This is a genomic window from Amycolatopsis sp. NPDC026612 (assembly GCF_040638285.1).
GTDB lineage: Bacteria > Actinomycetota > Actinomycetes > Mycobacteriales > Pseudonocardiaceae > Amycolatopsis.
The window spans coordinates 269028-288637 of sequence record NZ_JBEZYB010000005.1 but is presented as its reverse complement, the minus strand read 5'-3'; the positions used below and the strand labels follow the sequence as shown (position 1 = coordinate 288637).

Here is a 19610-nt window from a genome sequence, read left to right as displayed (position 1 = left end):
TTACCACCCGTGAGCAGCACCGAACTTCCCCAGGACCAGGTGGCAGCGGTCGACGCCCCGGTGGCCGCGGAGGACGTCACCGACGTCCCGGCCGACGTGCGCGAGCGGCACCGCGCCCTCGCCGAGGAACTGCGCGATCACCAGTTCCGCTACTACGTCCTGGACTCGCCGATCATCTCCGACGGGCAGTTCGACGAGCTGCTGGGCGAACTGCAGCGCCTCGAGAACGCCCACCCGGCGCTGGTCACGCCCGATTCGCCGACTCAGCGGGTCGGGGGCACGTTCTCGACCGAGTTCACCGCGCACGACCACCTCGAGCGCATGCTCAGCCTCGACAACGTCTTCGACCAGGACGAGTTCCTGGCGTGGGTGGAACGCGTCGAGAAGGAAGTCGGGCGCACCGAGTTCCTCGCCGAGCTGAAGATCGACGGCCTGGCGATCAACCTCTTGTACGAAAACGGCCACCTGACCCGGGCGCTCACGCGGGGTGACGGCCGGACAGGTGAGGACGTCACGCTCAACGTCCGCACACTCGACCAAGTACCGCCGACGCTGACCGGCACCGATCAGTTCCCGGTGCCCGCTCTGGTCGAGGTGCGCGGCGAGGTCTATTTCCGCGTCGAGGACTTCCTCGAGTTGAACGCGAAGATGGTCGACGCGGGCAAGCCGCCGTATGCGAATCCGCGCAACACCGCGGCCGGCTCGCTGCGGCAGAAGGATCCCAAGATCACCCGCGAGCGTCGGCTGCGGTTGATCTGCCACGGGCTCGGCAAGCGCGAGGGCTTCGAGCCGCAGCGCCAGTCGGAGGCGTACGACGCGCTGGCCGCTTGGGGACTACCGGTGTCGCCGCACAGCAAGGTCCTGACTTCGGCCGACGAGCTCATCGCGCACATCGCCTACTGGGGCGAGCACCGGCACGACGCCGAGCACGAAATCGACGGCGTGGTCATCAAGGTCGACCAGGTCACGCTGCAGCGGCGGCTGGGCACGACGTCGCGTGCGCCGCGGTGGGCGATCGCGTACAAGTACCCGCCGGAAGAAGCGATCACCACGCTGCTGGACATCCAGGTCGGCGTCGGGCGGACCGGGCGGGTGACCCCGTTCGCGGTCACCGAGCCGGTCACGGTCGCGGGCTCGACCGTGGCCAGGGCCACCCTCCACAACCAGGAGGAGGTCAAGCGCAAGGGCGTGCTCATCGGCGACCGGATCGTCATCCGGAAGGCCGGCGATGTCATTCCCGAGGTCCTCGGGCCGGTGGTGGACGCGCGGACAGGCGACGAGCGTGAGTTCGTCATGCCAACCCATTGCCCGGAATGCGGTACGGAGCTCGCCTACCAGAAGGAAGGCGACAAGGACATCCGCTGCCCGAACACCCGGTTCTGCCCCGCGCAGCTGCGGGAGCGCCTCTTCCACCTGGCCGGGCGCGGCGCCTTCGACATCGAGGTCCTCGGCTACGAGGCGGCGGTAGCGCTGCTCGACGCGCGGGTGGTCGCCGACGAGGGCGACGTCTTCGACCTCGACGAGGACAGCCTCGCCGAGGTCGAACTGTTCCGCACCAAGGCGGGCGAGTTGTCGGCGAACGCGCGAAAGCTGCTCGCCAACCTCGACGCGGCGAAGGACCGGCCGTTGTGGAAGGTGCTCGTCGCGCTGTCGATCCGGCACGTCGGGCCGACCGCGGCGCAGGCGCTGGCCCGTGAGTTCGGTTCGATCGAACGGATCGAGCAGGCCTCCGAGGAGGAGCTCTCGGAGGTCGACGGTGTCGGCCCGACCATCGCTCACGCGACGCAGGAGTGGTTCGACGTCGCCTGGCACCGCGAGATCGTCGAAAAGTGGCGACGCGCCGGCGTGCGGATGGAGGAGGAGCGCGACGAGTCGATCCCGCGCCACCTCGAAGGCCTGTCGATCGTGGTGACGGGCTCGCTCGACGGCTTCTCCCGCGACGAGGCCAAAGAGGTCGTCATGGCCCGCGGTGGCAAGGCCGCCGGGTCGGTCTCGAAGAAGACCGCCTTCGTCGTCGTCGGGGACTCTCCTGGTTCGAAGTACGACAAGGCCGTTCAGCTCAAGGTACCGGTGCTCGACGAAGCCGGCTTCCGCGTCCTGCTCGAGCAGGGCCCCGACGCTGCGCGGGAGGTGGCGCTGCCGGCCGGCGGCGAGTCCGCTGACGAAGAGACTGGGGAAACGGATGGGTGATGTCGAGATCCGGCCGCCACGGCCCGAGGAGTACGCGGCGGCGGGCGAGGTCACGGTGCAGGCATACGAAGCCGACGGCCATCTGGCCGGCGACGTCGGGTACGACGCCGAGCTGCGGGACGTCGCGCGGCGCGTCGAGCTGGCCGAGGTGCTCGTCGCCGTCGACGGCGCCGGGGAGGTGCTCGGCACCGTCACCATCGTGCGTCCCGGCTCGGCCTATGCCGAGGTCTCGCGTCCGGGCGAGCTGGAGTTCCGGATGCTGGCGGTGGCGCCGTCGGCGCGTGGCCGTGGCATCGGCGAAGCGTTGACGAAAGCCGTGCTCGACCGCGCGCGAACGCTGGGCATCCGCAAGGTGGTGCTGAGCAGCGTCGACGCGATGCACAGCGCGCACCGGCTCTATGAGCGCCTAGGGTTCGTGCGCCTGGCCGAGCGGGACTGGCGGCCGTTCCCGCACATCAGGCTGATCGCCTACCAAATCGAGGTCTGACCTGGGTGTTGTCGGATCGGGGACAAGCTGTCGTCCTCCGATCCGACAACGCCTGTTCCGCTTCAGCCGTCCAGGACGACCGCGACGATGCCGGCGAGGTGGGCGAGCCGGGCGACTTCGGCGGCGCGGAAGTTCGGGCCGCCGGGGCGGGCGACGAGCAGCGCCTTGCCCGGTTTGCCGAGTGGAGTCGCGGCCAGTTCGGTGCCGAGTTCCTTCCACGTCTCCGGGATCCAGGCTTCCTCGCTGTCGAGGACCGTCGCGCGTTCGAGCGGCAGCCAAGGCAGGTCCGTGATCGGCGTCTCCGGGGCTGCGCTGGACGAGGCCAGCCGAACCGCGCCGGTCTCGGCGTATTCGACGATCATCGCCCAGCCGGCGCGCACGATGCGGGGAACGCCCTCGGCGAGGATGTCGAGGCCGGACTTCGGCTGTGCGGCGATCTCTTCGACGAGTTCGAGCTCACGATGGGTGTCCAGGACACCCGCGTAGGGACGGACCGCGTCCACTTCGACCCCGTCGACGCTCTCCGCCGCCGTGATCAGCGCGTCGGGCAGACGGCCCGACGGGAGCTCGACCACGAGGTCGTCTACGGCGACTCCGCTGCCGCGTTCGACGACGTCCACGCTGAGGATGTCGGCGCCTACCGTGCCGAGCGCCGTGGCGACCGCGCCGAGGGTCCCCGGGCTGTCCGGAAGGAGGACCCGGATCAGGAACGACACCACGCGCCCCTCTCACCTCTGGCGTCCCAGCCTTGCCGTGGGACGCTCGATGCCGGTCGCCGATTGTGACAGACGCACCCGGCTTGCGGACCTGCTGTCCGCCGGGCGGGATGTGAGCGTCGCCGGACGGCAGCCGGCCTGCGCCGGGCGTAACCCAGTCGAGTCCGCCCGCGCCGCCACCATAGACTTGCAGCTTCCGAGACAACCCGCACAGCACAACCCGGGAGTCACCCGCGTGCCCAACATTTCCCGAGACGAGGTCGCGCACCTCGCGAAGCTGGCCAGGCTGGCCGTGACCGACGACGAAATCGACGTCTTCGCCGGCCAGCTCGACCAGATCCTGGACTCGGTGGCCAAGGTGAGCGAGGTCGCCGCCGCTGACGTGCCACCCACTTCGCACGCCGTGCCGCTGACGAACGTCTTCCGGCAGGACGTCGTCCGTCCCGGGCTCACACAGCAGCAGGCGCTGGCCGGTGCGCCGGCCGCCGAGGACGGGCGTTTCCGGGTGCCGCGGATTCTGGGGGAAGAGCAGTGACCGAGCTCATCAAACTGACCGCCGCGGAGCTGGCGGACAAGATCCACTCGCGCGAGGTGTCCGCGGTCGAGGTCACGCAGGCCCACCTGGACCGGATCGCCGAGGTGGACGACCACATCCACGCGTTCCTGCACGTCGACACCGAGGGCGCGCTGGCCGCGGCCAAGGCGGTCGACGAAGGCCTCGCCGACGGCAACGCGCCCGCGTCGCCGCTGGCCGGCGTGCCGCTCGCGCTCAAGGACGTCCTGACCACCGAGGGCGTGCCGACGACCTGTGGTTCGAAAACGCTCGAAGGCTGGATTCCGCCATACGACGCGACCGTGACGCGCAAGCTGCGCGAGGCCGGTGTCGTCATCCTCGGCAAGACCAACATGGACGAGTTCGCCATGGGGTCGTCGACCGAGAACTCGGCGTACGGCCCGACGCACAACCCGTGGGACCACGCCCGCATCCCGGGTGGGTCGGGCGGTGGCTCGTCGGCGTCGATCGCGGCCTTCGAGGCGGCCATCGCCATCGGCACCGACACCGGCGGGTCGATCCGGCAGCCCGGGGCCGTGACCGGGACCGTCGGGGTCAAGCCGACCTACGGCGGGGTGTCGCGCTACGGGCTCGTCGCGTTTTCGTCGTCTCTCGACCAGGCCGGGCCCTGCGCGCGGACGGTGCTCGACGCCGCGCTGCTGCACGAGGTCATCGCCGGGTACGACCCGCGGGACTCGACCTCCATCGACGCGCCGGTGCCGCCGGTCGTCGCCGCTGCGCGCCAGGGTGCGAACGGTGACCTGAAGGGCGTCAAGGTCGGCGTCGTCAAGGAATTCGGCGGCGACGGCTACCAGCCCGGCGTGCTGCGGTCGTTTCAGGCCGCGGTCGAGCAGCTGCGGGCGCTCGGGGCCGAGGTCGTCGAGGTCTCTTGTCCGCATTTCGTCTACGCGTTGCCCGCGTACTACCTGATCGCGCCCAGCGAGTGCTCGTCGAACCTCGCGCGGTTCGACGCCATGCGCTACGGCCTGCGCGTCGCCGACGACGGCACGCACAGTGCCGAAGAGGTCATGGCGCTGACGCGGGAAAAGGGCTTCGGCCCCGAGGTCAAGCGCCGCATCATGCTGGGCACGTACGCGTTGTCGTCCGGCTACTACGACGCCTACTACGGCTCGGCGCAGAAGGTGCGCACGCTGATCGCGCGTGACTTCGACGCCGCCTTCGGCCAGGTCGATGTCCTCGTTTCGCCCACGACGCCGACCACGGCGTTCAAGATCGGCGAGCGTGTCGACGACCCGCTTGCGATGTACCTCGCCGACCTGTGCACCATCCCGTCGAACCTCGCCGGAAACGCCGCCATGAGCGTGCCGAGCGGGCTGTCCGATGAGGACGGCCTACCGGTCGGTCTGCAGATCATGGCCCCGGCGCTCGCCGACGACCGGCTCTACCGGGTCGGTGCCGCCTACGAGGCCGCCCGCGACGCCGCCGCCGGTGGGGCGCTCATCCACAAGGTCCCGGAGCTGGGAGGAACGAAGTGACTGCCGTGGCCGAGTTGATGGACTACGCCGACGTCGTCGAGCGGTTCGACCCGGTGCTCGGGCTCGAGGTGCACGTCGAGCTGAACACCAACACGAAGATGTTCTGCGGCTGCGCGAACGAGTTCGGCGGCGAGCCGAACACGAAGGTCTGCCCGACCTGCCTCGGCCTGCCCGGGGCGTTGCCGGCCCTCAACGGGAAGGCCGTCGAGGGGGCGATCCGGATCGGTCTCGCGCTGAACTGCGAGATCGCCGAGTGGTGCCGGTTCGCCCGGAAGAACTACTTCTACCCGGACATGCCGAAGAACTTCCAGACGTCGCAGTACGACGAGCCGATCGCCTTCAACGGCTACCTCGACGTCACGCTCGACGACGGCGAGGTCGTGCGCGTGGCGATCGAACGCGCGCACATGGAGGAGGACACCGGCAAGTCGCTGCACGTCGGTGGCGCCACCGGCCGGATCCACGGTGCCGAGCACTCGCTGCTCGACTACAACCGGGCCGGCGTGCCGCTGATCGAAATCGTCACCAAGCCGATCGAGGGCACCGCTGAGCGGGCGCCCGAGGTCGCGCGCGCATATGTCTCGGCGTTGCGTGACCTGCTTCGCGCGCTCGACGTGTCCGACGTCCGGATGGACCAGGGCTCGCTGCGGTGCGACGCGAACGTGTCGCTGATGGCGAAGGACGCGACCGAGTTCGGCACCCGCACCGAGACGAAGAACGTCAACTCGCTGCGGAGCGTCGAGCGCGCGGTTCGCTACGAGATGACCCGGCAGGCGGCGATCCTCGCCGAGGGCGGGACGATCAAGCAGGAGACAAGGCACTTCCAGGAAGCCGACGGCACTACGTCGTCCGGCCGGACGAAAGAGACCGCCGAGGACTACCGGTACTTCCCGGAACCCGACCTGGTCCCGATCGCGCCGTCGCGCGAATGGGTCGAGGAACTGCGTGGCACGCTGCCGGAGATGCCTTCGGAGCGACGCAAGCGGATCCAGCAGGAGTGGTCACTTTCCGACGAAGCCCTGCGTGACCTGCTGAACGTCGGCGCCGTCGACCTGGTCGCGGCTACGGTCGAGGCCGGCGCGTCGCCGGACGACGCGCGTGGCTGGTGGGTCAACACCCTCGCCCAGGAGGCCAACGCCCGAGAGGTCGAGCTCGCCGAACTGGCGATCACCCCGGCTCAGGTGGCCGAGGTGATCGGGCTGGTCACGTCCGGCGAACTGACGAACAAGCTGGCGAAGGAAGTCGTCCACGGCGTGCTCGCCGGTGAAGGCGAACCGCGGGAGGTCGTCGAGAAGCGCGGGCTGAAGGTCGTCTCGGACGACTCGGCCCTGCTCGCGGCGATCGACGAGGCTCTGGCGGCGCAGCCGGACGTCGCGGAGAAGATCCGTGGCGGGAAGGTCGCCGCGGCGGGCGCGATCGTCGGCGCGGTCATGAAAGCGACCAAGGGGCAGGCCGACGCCAAGCGGGTCCGTGAACTGATCATCGAGCGCGTCGGTTCCTGACCGGTTCCATGACACAGCCGTTCTCCGTCAAAAGCGTCACCTGGCGCGAGTGGCTCGGCCTGGCGGCCGGGCTGCTCGCGCTGGGTTCGACGTTCCTGCCGTGGACCACGCTGAGTGCGACCAGACCGGACATCGAAGACATCCTGGCGCAGTTGCCGCACAGTGACGTCGTCCGCGACGCCTGGCACTCGAGCTTCTTCGCCTGGTGTCCGCCGCTGCCGTTGGTGGTGGCCGGATTGGTCGTGGTCGTTTTCGGGCGAGTCCGGAACCTGCGGGTCAGCGGCCTGCCGCACCTGTGGCTGATAGCCGCAGCGGCGTCGCTGCTGCTGATGGCGCTGGGCTGGCTCACGCTGGACTGGGAGTTCGACGCCGATCAGCGCGGCATCTTCGAGGCCGCCGGGGTCGCCATCGGACCCGGGCTCGGCCGGTTTCTCGGGCTGTTCGCGGCGCTGGTTTCGGGCGTTGCCGCTTTCCTGGACGTGCGGGCGATGCGTGCCGAGAGCCGGCAACCGCGGAAGACCCGCAGCCAGAGGCAGTGATCTTCGGTGGCCCAACGCCGCCACTTCGGTAACAGTCTTACCGCTGGAGAATTTCCGACCGGTCGGTCGAGTCGTCCGTCCGGTTGATCGCGCTCGTTGACAACGTTGACATCGCGGCCGCCCGTTGCGTCAGAAAGCGCTTTCTGGAACGGTCGGAGAGGCGCAGCCCGGCCGCGGAGATTGCCGTCCCGCGGGCGAACGGGCCGGCGCGGATCGGCGCTGCAGGGGCGCCGGAACGAGGAGGGAGACCCGGGTTGGCCGAGGGAAAGCGCTTGCGGGTCGCCGTCGTCGGTACCGGGGCCATCGCGGAAAGCCACCGGGCCGCCTACCGGGCCCACCGCGATGACGTCGACATCGTGGCCGCCGTCGACGTCGACGAAGCCCGGGTCGCCGCGTTCTGCGCGGAGACCGACCACGCCCGTCCCTACCACGACCTGGGCACCCTGCTCGCCGAGCAGGAACCCGACCTCGTCTCCATCTGCACGCCGCCGAGCCTGCACGTCGAGCAGGCCAAACAGGCGCTCGAGGGCGGCGCCTGGGTTTGGTGCGAGAAGCCGCCGTGCCGATCGCTCGCCGAATACGACGAGATGACCGCCGCCGAGCGGGACGGTGGTCCGTACGCGGCCTTCGTCTACCAGCAGCGGTCCGGTTCGGCCGCCACGCACTTCCGGAGCCTGCTCGCCGAGGGAGAGCTGGGCCGTCCGCTCGTCGCGCACTGCCAGACCACCTGGTACCGCGATGCCGCCTATTACTCCGTGCCGTGGCGCGGGCGCTGGGAGACCGAGGGTGGCGGGCCGGCCATGGGGCACGGCATCCACCAGATGGATCTGCTGCTCCACCTGCTCGGCGAGTGGGCCGAGGTGCGCGCGATGACCGCGCGGCTGGTGCACGACGTCGAGACCGAAGACGTCTCCACCGCGCTCGTCCGGTTCGAGTCGGGGGCCCTCGCGACGGTCGTCAACAGCGTCCTCTCCCCGGACGAGGTGAGCCGGATCCGGATCGACTGCGAGCACGCCACCGCCGAACTCACCCACCTCTACGGGTACGGCGTCAAGAACTGGCACTACACCCCGGCCCCGCACGTCGGCGGGGATGCCGTGGCGCGCTGGCACACCCCGCCCACCGACGTCGACAGCTCGCACGCCGCCGCGTTCGCGCCGATCCTTGCCGCTTACCGGGCCGGACGACGGCCGCCGTGCAGCGGGGACGACGGGCGGCGAGTGCTGGAGTTCGTCGCGGCCCTGTACAAGTCCGCGTCCACCGGGCTCGGCGTGCACCGCGGGGAGATCGGGCCGGGCGACGCCTTCTACGGCTCCATGGCCGGCACCTCCGCGCAGACGGGAGCACGCGGATGAGCGCGGCGATCACGGTGACCCACCGGCACGGCGAGCACGTCTCCATCGAGGCGGGCGGGGTCCAGCTGATGTCCTATGTGTACAAACCGGATCCGGTGGCCTTCGAGTCGCGCAAGCCCTACACCCACCCGCTGCGCACGCTCGGCGGCCGGCACGTCAGCGGCTACCGGCCCGCCGACCACCGGTGGCACAAGGGCCTGCAGATGACGTCGAGTCACCTGTCCGGACAGAACTTCTGGGGTGGCCACACCTACGTCCCCGGCGAGTGGTACCAGGACCTGCCGGACCGCATCGGCTCCATGCGGCACGACGAATTCGCCGACTTCACCGTCGAGCGCGATCGGCTGAACCTCACCGAACGGCTCACGTGGGTCGCCAACGGCGGTGACGAGTGGGCGCGGGAGCGGCGCGACATCGTCGTCCACTCGGTCGAGCCGGACGAAGGGGCCTGGGCGCTCGACTGGGGGATCGAGCTGACCAACATCCGCGACACCCCGCTCGTGTTCGGCAGCCCGACCACGGCCGGCCGCGAACTGGCCGGGTACACCGGCCTGCACTGGCGGGGTCCCCGGGACTTCGCCGGGGGCCGGGTCCTCGGGCCGGGCGATCTCGAGGGCGAGAAGATGATGGGCGCGCAGGCGCCGTGGCTCGCGTTTGTCGGCGAGCACGACGACGTCGACGCGCATTCGACGCTCCTCTTCGCGCACGCACCCGAGAACGACAAGGCGATCCACGAGTCGCACTGGTTCGTTCGTTCCGAGGACACGCCCATGGTCGCCTTCTCCTGGGCGTTTTTCGAGGAATTCGCCCTGCCGCCGGGGGAGAGCTTCACCTACCGCTACCGGATCGTCGTCGCCGACGGGGCCTGGGACCGCGATCGGGTGACGCGGTACCTCGAGAGCCACGGATTCTGAGGACAGGACATGCACGAATTCCCGCTACCGGGTGGCATCGGCGTCTCGCACCTGCGCGCCTACGACTGGGCGGCCGAGGACGGCGTCTGCGGCGGCAGCCCGCACGTCCACCTCGCCTGCACCGAGGCCTACGTCGTCACCGGCGGCCGAGGCGCCGTCCAGACGCTGAGCGTCGACGGCTACGTGGAGACGCCCTTGGCGGCCGGGGTGATCGCGTGGTTCGCGCCCGGCACCGTGCACCGGATGGTGCAGGAGGACGACCTGCGCGTCACGGTGCTCATGCAGAACAGCGGGCTGCCGGAGGCCGGGGACGCCGTGTTCACGTTTCCGCCCGACGTGCTCGCCGACGCGGCTGCCTACGCCGAGGCCGCGGCGTTGCCGAAAACCGACGACGCCGCGCGGCACCGCCGTGACCTGGCCGTTCTTGGCTATCTGCCGTTGCGTGCTGCCCTGCGAGACGGTGATCCTGAGCCGCTCCGGGCGTTCCACCGTGCGGCCGTCGCGCTCGTGGCGCCGAAGGTCGCAGAGTGGGTACCGCGCTGGCGGGCGGGTGCGCTGCGAGCCGCCGAACTGACCGGCGCGCACCTCAAGGCCCTCGCCGACGGCGACGGGAGCCACCTCGATCTGTCCGGCCTGCGGGTCGCGACGCCGTCGAACCCGGACGGCTACGGCATGTGCGGACGCCGCGCCGAATACGACATCCCGTGGGACGGATCCCTCGACCAGGAAGGCTTGCAGTGATGAACCAGTCCAGCATCGGAGTGCTGCTCAACGGGGTGACGGGCCGGATGGGCTACCGGCAGCACCTGCTCCGGTCGGTCCTGGCGATCCGCGAACAGGGCGGCGTCGCCCTGCCGGACGGCAGCCGCGTGCAGCTCGAGCCGATCCTCGCCGGCCGCAGCGCCGCGAAGCTCAAGGACCTCGCCGACCGGCACGGCCTGACGTCGTGGACCACCGACGCCGACTCCGCGTTGTCCGACGTCCAGATCTACTTCGACGCGCAGCTGACGTCGGCGCGCGAGCCGTCGGTGCGCGCGGCGATCGCCGCGGGCAAGCACGTCTACGCCGAGAAACCCCTCGCCGAATCGCTGCAGGCTGCACTGGAGCTGGCCGGGCTCGCGCGGGACGCCGGGATCTGCCACGGCGTCGTGCACGACAAGCTGTTCCTGCCCGGGCTGCGGAAGCTGCGGCGGCTGATCGACGGCGGGTTCTTCGGGCGGATCCTGTCGGTGCGCGGCGAGTTCGGCTACTGGGTGTTCGAGGGCGACTGGCAGGAGGCGCAGCGCCCGAGCTGGAACTACCGGGCCGAAGACGGCGGCGGCATCATCCTCGACATGTTCTGCCACTGGAACTACGTGCTCGAGAACCTCTTCGGCCGCGTTTCGGCGGTGACGGCCAAGGCGGTGACGCACATCCCGCGCCGCTGGGACGAACAAGGCGAGGCGTACGCGGCGACGGCGGACGACGCTGCGTACGGCATCTTCGAACTGGAGTCGGGGACGATCGCGCAGATCAACTCGTCGTGGTCCACCCGGGTCTTCCGCGACGAACTGGTGGAATTCCAGGTCGACGGCACCGAGGGCAGCGCGGTCGCCGGGCTGCGGCGCTGCCGCGTCCAGCACCGCTCGGCGACGCCGAAGCCCGTCTGGAATCCGGATCTCCCGGCGACCGAGCAGTTCCGCGACCAGTGGCAGGAAGTGCCGGACAACACGGAGTTCGACAACGGCTTCAAGGCGCAGTGGGAGGAGTTCGTGCGGGACGTGGTCGCCGGGCGGCAACACCGGTACGACTTCTTCTCCGCGGCCCGCGGGCTGCAGCTCGCGGAGGCCGGCCTGGCGTCGTCGGCGGAGGGGCGCCGCGTGGAGCTGAAGCCGCTGAGCTGACCGGCGGCCGGACGAAGAGCGGGCCGGCGGATACCGGACGTGCCGGATGGGGGTTCGGCACGTCCGGTCCGCGGACCGGCCTACGGCAGCTACCCGCGGCGGGCCAGGCTGGGCTGGATGGGATGAGGTCGGGACCTGTCGTCGTGGCGGTCAGGTTCGGCCGCGCGAGCCGTAGCGAAGTCCGGACCTGCAGCCGCCTCCGCGGCTCGGGTGCGAGGGCTGCGTCGCGTTCCGAACCGGTGCGCGATGGCTGACGAGCTCGCCCTGGTCGACAATCGGCGAACCGGTGCGTGACGGCTGACAAACTCACCCGCATCACGCCCTGGTCGACAATCGACGACCGGCGATCGAGCGCAACCCCGGCTCAGTCCTTGCCGTTCCCGCCGCCGGAGGTGGCCGGGGTGATCAGCACCACCCGGTCGTCGCTCGAGACCGGGGTGCCGCCGTCCTTGTTGACCGTGCCCGCCACCGCGAGCTGCGGGTTGATCATGCTCATGCCCGCGAGCCGGCCGTACGTCACCGGGGGCTTGCCGGTCTTCCCGTCGAGGCTCACCGTCGGCCTGCCGCTGATCGCGCCCTCCGCCGTCACCGGCAGGCTCTGCAGGTTGCCGGCCAGTGACGTGCCGATCGAGAGCGAACCGTTCGCGTCCACGAAGTCGGCGCACCCCGCGACGCCCGGCTTGTCCGTCCACGTCCACGCCGGCGTCGTCAGCGGCTGGCCGGCCTGCACCCGATAGAGCGCGTCCTTGTCGGCGAGCCGGTCGGTGACCCAGACGCGGCCGCCGTCGGCGGACGCGCACACCCCGCCCGGCGCGTGCAGGCCGGCCGCCACCACGAGCGAGCCGTTCGGGTTGCCCGCCGCGGCCTTGCCCGAGGTGTCGATCCGCAGCAGCTTCCCGGCGAGGGAGTTCGCGTCGGCCGCGGCGTCCGGGTTGCCTGCGTCGCCGGTCGCGATCAGCAGCGCGCCCCGGTTGTCGGTGCCGATCGTGCCGCGGTTGCCGGACGCGCCCTTCGGGATGCCGGTGACCACCGGTTTCGGCACCTGGCCCTTGGCGAACCGCACGACGCGGTTGTCGGTCGCGGTCGTGATGTAGGCGAACACGAGCTGGTCCTCGACATAGGACGGCGAGAGCGCGAGCCCGGTCAGGCCGCCGTCGCCGGCCGGCTGGACGTCGAGCTTCGCGAACTCCGTCGCGTCCTTGCCCGCCGTCGCCAGCAGGACGCGGCCGCTCTTGCGTTCGCCGGCCAGCGCGCTCGGCGTGGAGCCGTCACCCGGCAGGCCGGCCACCGCGGCGACGGTGTCCAGGCACGTGGCGATCACCGCCGGGTCGAAGTCCTTGCAGCCCTGCGGCGGCGGCACCGGCGCGGCCGACTGGCCCGGCCGTGCCTGCTGGCCGTCACTCCCGGAATCCGCGCCGGGGCCCTGGACCTCGGGTGGCGATTCGGGGCTCGGCACGGGCGCGGGGCTGAACGTCTGGCCCGCCGCGGTGTCGTCGAACCGCGCGCAGCCGGCGGGCAGCAGGACGCCGCAGGCCAAGATCGCCAGCAGGGCCGAGCGGTACCGGGTGCGCATGATCCCCCAGCCTAGGGGCCGGTGCGTGAACCATGGGTGAGTACTCCTCCATTACGTTGGGGATCATGACGCTGACCGTGCTGGTGCCCGACGACGAGGGCATGACCGTGCTCGCCGAGGTCCCGCGGGTCATGCCCGTGCGCTACCAGTGGGGTGAGCCCGTGCCCCCGGAGGCCGCGAAGGCCCAGGTACTCATCCCCGGCAAGCACCCGCCGGGCGAACGGCTGTGGCGCACGCTGCCGAACCTGAAGCTGATCCAGCTGCTGTCCGCCGGCGCCGAGGACTGGGTCGGCAAGGTGCCCGACGGTGTCCTGCTGTCCACCTGCCGCGGCGCGCACGGCGGGAGCACCGCCGAGTGGGTCGTCGCCGCGCTGCTGTCGATGTACCGGAAGCTGGACGTCTTCGCCACCGCGCAGCGCGAAGGCCGGTGGGAGCGGCAGACGGCCGACACGCTGCAGGGCAAGCGGGTGCTCGTCATCGGCGCCGGTGACCTGGGGCGGCACCTGCGGCGCCGGCTCGAGCCGTTCGACGCGCGCTGCACGATGGTCGGGATGACCGCGCGGGAGGGCGTGCACGGCGTGCGCGAGCTGCCCGGGCTGCTCGAACTGCACGACGTCGTGGTGCTGATGGTGCCGCTGACCTCCCGCACGCGGGGCATGGTCGACGCGGAGTTCCTGGCCCGGATGCGTGACGGTGCGGTGCTGGTCAACGTCTCCCGCGGCACCGTCGTGGACACCGGCGCCCTGGTCGCCGAATTGACCACGGGCCGGCTGCGGGCCGCCCTCGACGTCACCGACCCCGAGCCGCCGCCCGCCGGGCACCCCCTGTGGACGGTGCCGGGCCTGCTGCTGACCCCGCACGTCGGCGGGGCCGTGCGCGGGGTCCGGGTTCGTTCGTACGCCGTCGCCGCGGCCGAGATCGCCCGGTACGCCGGCGGGGAGCTGCCGGACAACCTGGTGCACGGCGAATACTGAGCTCGCCACGCCCGCGAGGATCCCCTAACCTTCGCGGGTGAGCAGTGGAGACGACGTTTCGCAGCAGCCCACCAGCCTCCTCTCCGGGGTCGAGGACGACCGCGCGGACGACGCGCCGCGCCAGGGCGGGCTCGGTCTCGGCTTGCTGATCCTGCGGCTGGCGCTCGGCGTGACCATGGGCGCGCACGGTCTGCAGCACCTGTTCGGCCTGTTCGGCGGGCCGGGCATCGGCGGGTTCGCGCGGATGCTGGAGACGTTCGGCTACCACAAGCAGACGACGCTGCTGTCGTGGATCACCGGCGTGACCGAGCTCGGCGGCGGCGTGCTGGTGATCGTCGGGCTGTTCACCCCGCTAGCGGCCGCGGGCCTGCTCGGTGTCGCGGCCAACGCCGTGTACGCGAAGTTCCACGGCGGGTTCTTCGAGGGCCACGGGCAGGGTTTCGAGTTCGAGCTGCTGCTCGCGGCGGTGGCGCTCAGCCTGCTGTTCACCGGGGCCGGACCGATCTCGCTGGAGCGGAACACGCCCTGGCGGAGGCGGCCGCTGCCGTTGGGGCTGGTTTCGCTGCTGCTGGCGGCGGCGGCGGCCGTCGTGGTCATTGTTTTGACGAGGTAGCGGCGCCTGGGGACAACTCGGCGGGCCCGAGCGGGGCTGTGGACAACTCCGGTTCCGTGGTCCGAAACTGTCGGTGCGTGCCGGTAACGTTGAAATCGGGGGTCCCCCTCGCGCGGGGGTCCTCTTTGCGGGCGGGGCCGGGGAAGCCGAAAGGCCGCCCCGGAAGCGGGACGGCCTTCGCAGCTCGAGCCGGGCTTACTTGTTCACGTCGCGGACCGCACCCGTGTCGGCCGATGTCGCCATCCGGGCGTACGCGCGCAGCGCCGCCGTCACCGGGCGCTGGCGGTCCTTCGGCTGCCAGGGCCGCTCGGACGCCTCCATCTTCGCGCGCCGCTCGGCCAGGACAGCCTCGTCGACCAGCAGTTCCAGGCGTCGCTCGTGGATGTCCAGCAGGATCCTGTCACCGTTTTCGACCAGGCCGATCAGGCCGCCCGCCGCCGCCTCCGGGGAGATGTGGCCGACCGAAATGCCCGACGATCCACCGGAAAAGCGGCCGTCGGTGATCAGGGCGCACTTCTTGCCGAGGCCCGAACCCTTGAGGAACGCCGTCGGGTGCAGCATCTCCTGCATGCCCGGGCCACCCGCCGGACCCTCGTAGCGGATCACCAGCACCTCGCCCGGCTGGATCTCCTTCTTGAGGATCGCCGACACGGCTTCCTCCTGGCTCTCCAGCACCCGTGCCGGGCCCTCGAAGTGCCACAGGTCCTCGTCGATGCCCGCCGCCTTGATCACCGCGCCGTTCTCGGCGAGGTTGCCGCGGAGGATCGCCAGGCCGCCGTCCTTGGTGTACGCGTGCTCGACGTCGCGGATGCAGCCGCCTGCCGCGTCCTTGTCCAACGACGACCAGCGGTTCGACGTCGAGAACGCCTGCGTCGTGCGGACTCCGCCCGGCGCCGCGTGGAAGAGCTCGACCGCCGTGGAAGAGGGCGAAGCAGCGCGGATGTCCCAGGAACCCAGCCACGACTCCAGATCCCGCGAGTGCACGGACCACACGTCGGTGTTCAGCAGCCCACCGCGGTACAGCTCGCCGAGGATCGCCGGGATGCCGCCGGCCCGGTGGACGTCCTCCATGTGGTAGTCGGAGTTCGGCGCCACCTTCGACAGGCACGGCACGCGGCGGCCGATCGCGTCGATGTCGGCGATCGTGAAGTCGACCTCGCCCTCCTGGGCCGCGGCGAGGACGTGCAGCACCGTGTTCGTCGAACCGCCCATGGCCATGTCCAGCGCCATCGCGTTCTCGAACGCCGCCTTCGACGCGATCGAGCGGGGGAGGGCCGAGTCGTCGTCGTTTTCGTACCAGCGGCGGCACAGCTCGACGACGGTCCGCCCGGCGTCCTCGAACAGCGCCCGGCGCGCGGCGTGCGTGGCCAGCGTCGAGCCGTTGCCGGGAAGCGACAAACCGAGGGCTTCGGTGAGGCAGTTCATCGAGTTCGCGGTGAACATGCCGGAGCAGGAGCCGCAGGTCGGGCAGGCCGAACGCTCGACGATGTCCAGCCCGTCGTCGTCGACCTCGGTGCTCGCCGACGCCGCGATCGCGGTGATCAGGTCGGTCGGGGCCTGCGCGACGCCGCCGACGACGACCGCCTTGCCGGCCTCCATCGGGCCACCGGAGACGAAGACCACCGGGATGTTGAGCCGCATCGCGGCGTTGAGCATGCCCGGGGTGATCTTGTCGCAGTTGGAGATGCAAACCAGCGCGTCGGCCTGGTGCGCGTTGACCATGTACTCGACCGAGTCGGCGATGATCTCGCGCGAAGGCAGCGAGTAGAGCATGCCGGAGTGGCCCATGGCGATGCCGTCGTCGACGGCGATGGTGTGGAACTCGCGCGCGACGCCGCCGGCTTCCTTGACCGCGCCGGCGACGATCTCGCCGAGGTCCTTGAGGTGCACGTGGCCGGGCACGAACTGGGTGTAGGAGTTGGCGATCGCCACGATCGGCTTGCCGAAGTCGCTGTCGGTCATGCCGGTGGCGCGCCAGAGCGAGCGTGCGCCCGCCGCGTTGCGGCCGTGGGTGGTGGTCCGGGAACGGAGAGGCGGCACGGGAACTCCCAGGTCAAAGGGTGGCCAGCGAAACTGGTCCTACCAATTTACGCTGCCGGGTCCGGCGTGGCCGTCGCGGGTGGCGGGGGAGCCGGCTACTCGCTGGGCGACGTCTCCGGTTCGCCGGGCTTGATGTCCCCGGTCTCGAGGACCCCGCTCGGGTCCGCGACGAGGCCTTCGCTGACCAGCGACAGCACCGGCAGGTGCCGGGTCCGCACGGTCGGCAGCGGCACCTTCGTGTCGTCCTTCAACACGGCCTGCACGCGCGCCTTCTTGGTGATCGCGAGTCCCTTCAGCGCCGACCACGGCACGTCGTGGTGGCCGAACATCGTGCGGATCGCGAGCCCGTCGCGGGTGGCGACGGTGCGGGTGCGGACCACGAACACCGTCAGCGCGATCGGGAAGAGGTAGAGCCACTGCAGGTACGGGATCTCCCCGAGCGCGATCGGCGTCACGCAGAGCGTCAGGAGCGCGATCGCCATGAACGACGTGCGGGGGATGCGGAAGACGGCCTTCCGGCCTTCGTCCTGCTGTTTTTCGGCCACGCGGAAATGGTGCACCGCGCCGCCGGGCTGCCGGAACCCGGGTCGGGCCGGGGTGACGTGCGCCGCCCCGGTGTCCACGATACGGACTCTCCGTCCCGCAGAGTTGACACCCGCCCGGCGTTCGGTCTAGCGTCGTGGCCGTGACACCGCTGACCGGCCTCGTACTTCCCAAGCGCGTCGACGCTTAGGGAAGACTTTCCGCTGCGTCGACGCGCGAACCCTCGTGCGACCTTACGGTCGGCGAGGGTTTTTTGTTGCCCAAGGGAAGAGATTCCTGGCCCCACCGCACCAATCGAGCTCAAAAAAGACCCGAACGAGTGACACCGAGACCCACGAGGCAGAACCGATGACCAGTGCGACGTCGCGCAGCGACGCGAAACCCGGGCCGACGCCCGGAACGCCCGGAGCACGTCCGAAGCCGGCCCCACCGGCGGGAACGCCGGTGCGCGTCACCGGCGCCCAGTCGCTCGTGCGCGCGCTCGAGGCGGTCGGCGCCGAGGTGGTCTTCGGGATTCCGGGCGGCACGATCCTGCCCGCCTACGACCCCCTCCTCGACTCGACGAAGGTCCGCCACATCCTGGTCCGCCACGAGCAGGGCGCCGGTCACGCGGCCACCGGCTACGCGCAGGCCACCGGCAAGGTCGGCGTCTGCATGGCCACTTCGGGCCCGGGCGCGACCAACCTGGTCACCCCGCTCGCCGACGCGAACATGGACTCGGTCCCGGTCGTCGCCATCACCGGGCAGCAGTCCCGCGCGCTGATCGGCACGGACGCGTTCCAGGAAGCCGACATCTGCGGCATCACCATGCCGATCACCAAGCACAACTTCCTCGTCACGGACCCGATCGACATCCCGCGGACCATCGCCGAGGCGTTCCACCTGGCGAGCACCGGCCGGCCCGGCCCCGTCCTGGTGGACATCCCCAAGGACGTGCTGCAGGAGATGACCTCGTTCTCCTGGCCGACCGAGCTGCGGCTGCCGGGCTACCGCCCCACGCTGCGCCCGCACGGCAAGCAGGTCCGCGAAGCCGCGAAGCTCATCGCCAAGTCACGGCGGCCGGTGCTCTACGTCGGCGGCGGTGTCATCAAGGCGGAGGCGCACGAGCAGCTGAAGCAGCTCGCCGAGCTGACGAACATCCCCGTCGTCACCACCCTGATGGCGCGCGGCGCGTTCCCCGACTCGCACCCGCAGCACCTCGGCATGCCGGGCATGCACGGCACGGTCGCCGCGGTCGCCGCGATGCAGCGCGCCGACCTGCTGATCGCGCTCGGCGCCCGGTTCGACGACCGGGTCACCGGCCAGCTGTCGTCGTTCGCGCCGGACGCCGCGATCGTGCACGCCGACATCGACCCGGCCGAGATCTCCAAGAACCGCAAGGCCGACGTCCCGATCGTGGGCGACTGCAAGGAGATCATCGGCGAGCTGATCACCGCCGTGAAGGCGGAATTCGACCACAGCGGGACGCCCGACCTCACCGACTGGTGGACCCAGGCCGACGGCTGGCGCACGAACTACCCGGCCGGCTACGAGTGGCCGGACGACGGGTCGCTGTCGCCGCAGTACGTCATCGAGCGGATCGGGCAGATCGTCGGCCCGGACGCCATCTACGCCGCGGGTGTCGGCCAGCACCAGATGTGGGCCGCGCAGTTCGTCAAGTACGAGAACCCGCGCACCTGGATCAACTCCGGCGGCCTCGGCACCATGGGGTACGCGGTGCCCGCCGCGATGGGCGCCCAATTCGGCGTCCCGGACAAGCAGGTCTGGGCGATCGACGGCGACGGCTGCTTCCAGATGACCAACCAGGAGCTGGCCACCTGCGCCATCGAGGGCGCGCCGATCAAGGTCGCCGTCATCAACAACGGCAACCTCGGCATGGTCCGGCAGTGGCAGAACCTCTTCTACGCGGAGCGGTACTCCAACACCGACCTCGGCACGCACAAGCACCGCATCCCGGACTTCGTCCTGCTGGCCGAGGCGCTGGGCTGCGCCGGCCTGCGGTGCGAGACGAAGGAAGACGTCGACGCCACCATCCGCCGCGCGATGGAAATCAACGACCGCCCCGTCGTGATCGACTTCGTCGTGGGGAAGGATGCCCAGGTGTGGCCGATGGTCGCGGCCGGCACCGGCAACGACGAGATCATGGCGGTCCGGGGCATCCGGCCGCTGTTCGACGACGACGAGGTTTCGGTGGAGACCACGGAAGCTGCCGCGGAAGGTGGCGAGCACTGA

General features: G+C 70.6%; 17 protein-coding genes. 13 read left to right on the top strand and 4 right to left on the bottom strand.

The window, feature by feature from the left end; all coding sequences use genetic code 11:
• Window positions 1–9 precede the first annotated feature (9 nt).
• Both ligA and AB0F15_RS08300 read left to right on the top strand, forming a co-directional pair.
• On the top strand, window positions 10–2190 hold the full coding sequence (gene ligA / locus AB0F15_RS08305; protein ID WP_360267085.1) for an NAD-dependent DNA ligase LigA: 2181 nt from the start codon (window positions 10–12) through the stop codon (window positions 2188–2190).
• Complete coding sequence (locus AB0F15_RS08300) at window positions 2183–2677, top strand: GNAT family N-acetyltransferase (RefSeq protein ID WP_360267082.1); 495 nt, start codon at window positions 2183–2185, stop codon at window positions 2675–2677. The genes ligA and AB0F15_RS08300 overlap by 8 nt, the downstream gene beginning before the upstream one ends.
• A 62-nt stretch (window positions 2678–2739) precedes the next feature.
• Here AB0F15_RS08300 and AB0F15_RS08295 read toward each other — a convergent pair whose 3' ends face one another.
• Window positions 2740–3393 carry an amino acid-binding protein gene (locus AB0F15_RS08295; protein WP_360267169.1) on the bottom strand — a complete coding sequence of 218 codons (654 nt, stop codon included), beginning with the start codon at window positions 3391–3393 and terminating at the stop codon, window positions 2740–2742.
• A gap of 235 nt (window positions 3394–3628) precedes the next feature.
• Here AB0F15_RS08295 and gatC point away from each other — a divergent pair, with 235 nt between their 5' ends.
• From gatC to AB0F15_RS08255, 8 genes are all read left to right on the top strand, one after another.
• Window positions 3629–3928, top strand: coding sequence for an Asp-tRNA(Asn)/Glu-tRNA(Gln) amidotransferase subunit GatC (gatC, locus tag AB0F15_RS08290; RefSeq protein ID WP_247013514.1), 300 nt, complete (start codon window positions 3629–3631; stop codon window positions 3926–3928).
• Window positions 3925–5442 carry an Asp-tRNA(Asn)/Glu-tRNA(Gln) amidotransferase subunit GatA gene (gatA, locus tag AB0F15_RS08285; RefSeq protein ID WP_360267078.1) on the top strand — a complete coding sequence of 506 codons (1518 nt, stop codon included), beginning with the start codon at window positions 3925–3927 and terminating at the stop codon, window positions 5440–5442. Before gatC ends, gatA begins: the two co-directional genes overlap by 4 nt.
• On the top strand, window positions 5439–6944 hold the full coding sequence (gene gatB / locus AB0F15_RS08280) for an Asp-tRNA(Asn)/Glu-tRNA(Gln) amidotransferase subunit GatB (RefSeq protein WP_360267075.1): 1506 nt from the start codon (window positions 5439–5441) through the stop codon (window positions 6942–6944). Before gatA ends, gatB begins: the two co-directional genes overlap by 4 nt.
• A gap of 8 nt (window positions 6945–6952) precedes the next feature.
• Window positions 6953–7483, top strand: coding sequence for a hypothetical protein (locus AB0F15_RS08275; RefSeq protein WP_360267072.1), 531 nt, complete (start codon window positions 6953–6955; stop codon window positions 7481–7483).
• Window positions 7484–7737: 254 nt separating this feature from the next.
• The gene (locus AB0F15_RS08270) at window positions 7738–8838 is read left to right on the top strand and encodes a Gfo/Idh/MocA family oxidoreductase (RefSeq protein WP_360267069.1); all 1101 of its coding nucleotides are present in this window, start codon (window positions 7738–7740) and stop codon (window positions 8836–8838) included.
• The gene (locus AB0F15_RS08265) at window positions 8835–9752 is read left to right on the top strand and encodes a PmoA family protein (RefSeq protein WP_360267066.1); all 918 of its coding nucleotides are present in this window, start codon (window positions 8835–8837) and stop codon (window positions 9750–9752) included. The genes AB0F15_RS08270 and AB0F15_RS08265 overlap by 4 nt, the downstream gene beginning before the upstream one ends.
• Before the next feature lie 9 nt (window positions 9753–9761).
• Window positions 9762–10493: a cupin domain-containing protein gene (locus tag AB0F15_RS08260; protein ID WP_360267063.1), complete on the top strand. Its 732-nt coding sequence runs from the start codon at window positions 9762–9764 to the stop codon at window positions 10491–10493.
• A complete protein-coding gene (locus AB0F15_RS08255; protein WP_360267060.1) occupies window positions 10493–11635 on the top strand; it encodes a Gfo/Idh/MocA family oxidoreductase in 1143 nt (380 codons plus the stop codon). The genes AB0F15_RS08260 and AB0F15_RS08255 overlap by 1 nt, the downstream gene beginning before the upstream one ends.
• Before the next feature lie 364 nt (window positions 11636–11999).
• On the opposite strand, the gene AB0F15_RS08250 is transcribed toward AB0F15_RS08255, so the two are convergent.
• Window positions 12000–13208 carry a PQQ-dependent sugar dehydrogenase gene (locus AB0F15_RS08250; RefSeq protein WP_360267057.1) on the bottom strand — a complete coding sequence of 403 codons (1209 nt, stop codon included), beginning with the start codon at window positions 13206–13208 and terminating at the stop codon, window positions 12000–12002.
• A 65-nt stretch (window positions 13209–13273) separates the two neighbouring features.
• Here AB0F15_RS08250 and AB0F15_RS08245 point away from each other — a divergent pair, with 65 nt between their 5' ends.
• Window positions 13274–14182, top strand: coding sequence for a 2-hydroxyacid dehydrogenase (locus AB0F15_RS08245; protein WP_360267054.1), 909 nt, complete (start codon window positions 13274–13276; stop codon window positions 14180–14182).
• Between the two features lie 37 nt (window positions 14183–14219).
• Entirely contained in the window at window positions 14220–14795 is a 576-nt protein-coding gene (locus AB0F15_RS08240) for a DoxX family protein (protein ID WP_360267051.1), read from the top strand.
• A gap of 195 nt (window positions 14796–14990) precedes the next feature.
• Here AB0F15_RS08240 and ilvD read toward each other — a convergent pair whose 3' ends face one another.
• The gene (ilvD, locus tag AB0F15_RS08235) at window positions 14991–16835 is read right to left on the bottom strand and encodes a dihydroxy-acid dehydratase (RefSeq protein ID WP_360267048.1); all 1845 of its coding nucleotides are present in this window, start codon (window positions 16833–16835) and stop codon (window positions 14991–14993) included.
• 95 nt (window positions 16836–16930) lie between these two features.
• On the bottom strand, window positions 16931–17461 hold the full coding sequence (locus AB0F15_RS08230) for a PH domain-containing protein (RefSeq protein WP_360267166.1): 531 nt from the start codon (window positions 17459–17461) through the stop codon (window positions 16931–16933).
• 265 nt (window positions 17462–17726) lie between these two features.
• Between AB0F15_RS08230 and AB0F15_RS08225 the strand changes: the two genes are divergently transcribed.
• Window positions 17727–19610 carry an acetolactate synthase large subunit gene (locus tag AB0F15_RS08225; protein WP_360267045.1) on the top strand — a complete coding sequence of 628 codons (1884 nt, stop codon included), beginning with the start codon at window positions 17727–17729 and terminating at the stop codon, window positions 19608–19610.

Excerpts from the sequence above, each read along its gene's own strand:
- AB0F15_RS08300 (WP_360267082.1), top strand. The coding sequence starts at position 2,183 with ATGGGTGATGTCGAGATCCGGCCGCCACGGCCCGAGGAGTACGCGGCG.
- AB0F15_RS08275 (WP_360267072.1), top strand. The coding sequence starts at position 6,953 with ATGACACAGCCGTTCTCCGTCAAAAGCGTCACCTGGCGCGAGTGGCTC.
- AB0F15_RS08265 (WP_360267066.1), top strand. The coding sequence starts at position 8,835 with ATGAGCGCGGCGATCACGGTGACCCACCGGCACGGCGAGCACGTCTCC.
- AB0F15_RS08260 (WP_360267063.1), top strand. The coding sequence starts at position 9,762 with ATGCACGAATTCCCGCTACCGGGTGGCATCGGCGTCTCGCACCTGCGC.
- AB0F15_RS08255 (WP_360267060.1), top strand. The coding sequence starts at position 10,493 with ATGAACCAGTCCAGCATCGGAGTGCTGCTCAACGGGGTGACGGGCCGG.
- AB0F15_RS08250 (WP_360267057.1), bottom strand. The coding sequence starts at position 13,208 with ATGCGCACCCGGTACCGCTCGGCCCTGCTGGCGATCTTGGCCTGCGGC.
- AB0F15_RS08245 (WP_360267054.1), top strand. The coding sequence starts at position 13,274 with ATGACGCTGACCGTGCTGGTGCCCGACGACGAGGGCATGACCGTGCTC.
- AB0F15_RS08225 (WP_360267045.1), top strand. The coding sequence starts at position 17,727 with ATGACCAGTGCGACGTCGCGCAGCGACGCGAAACCCGGGCCGACGCCC.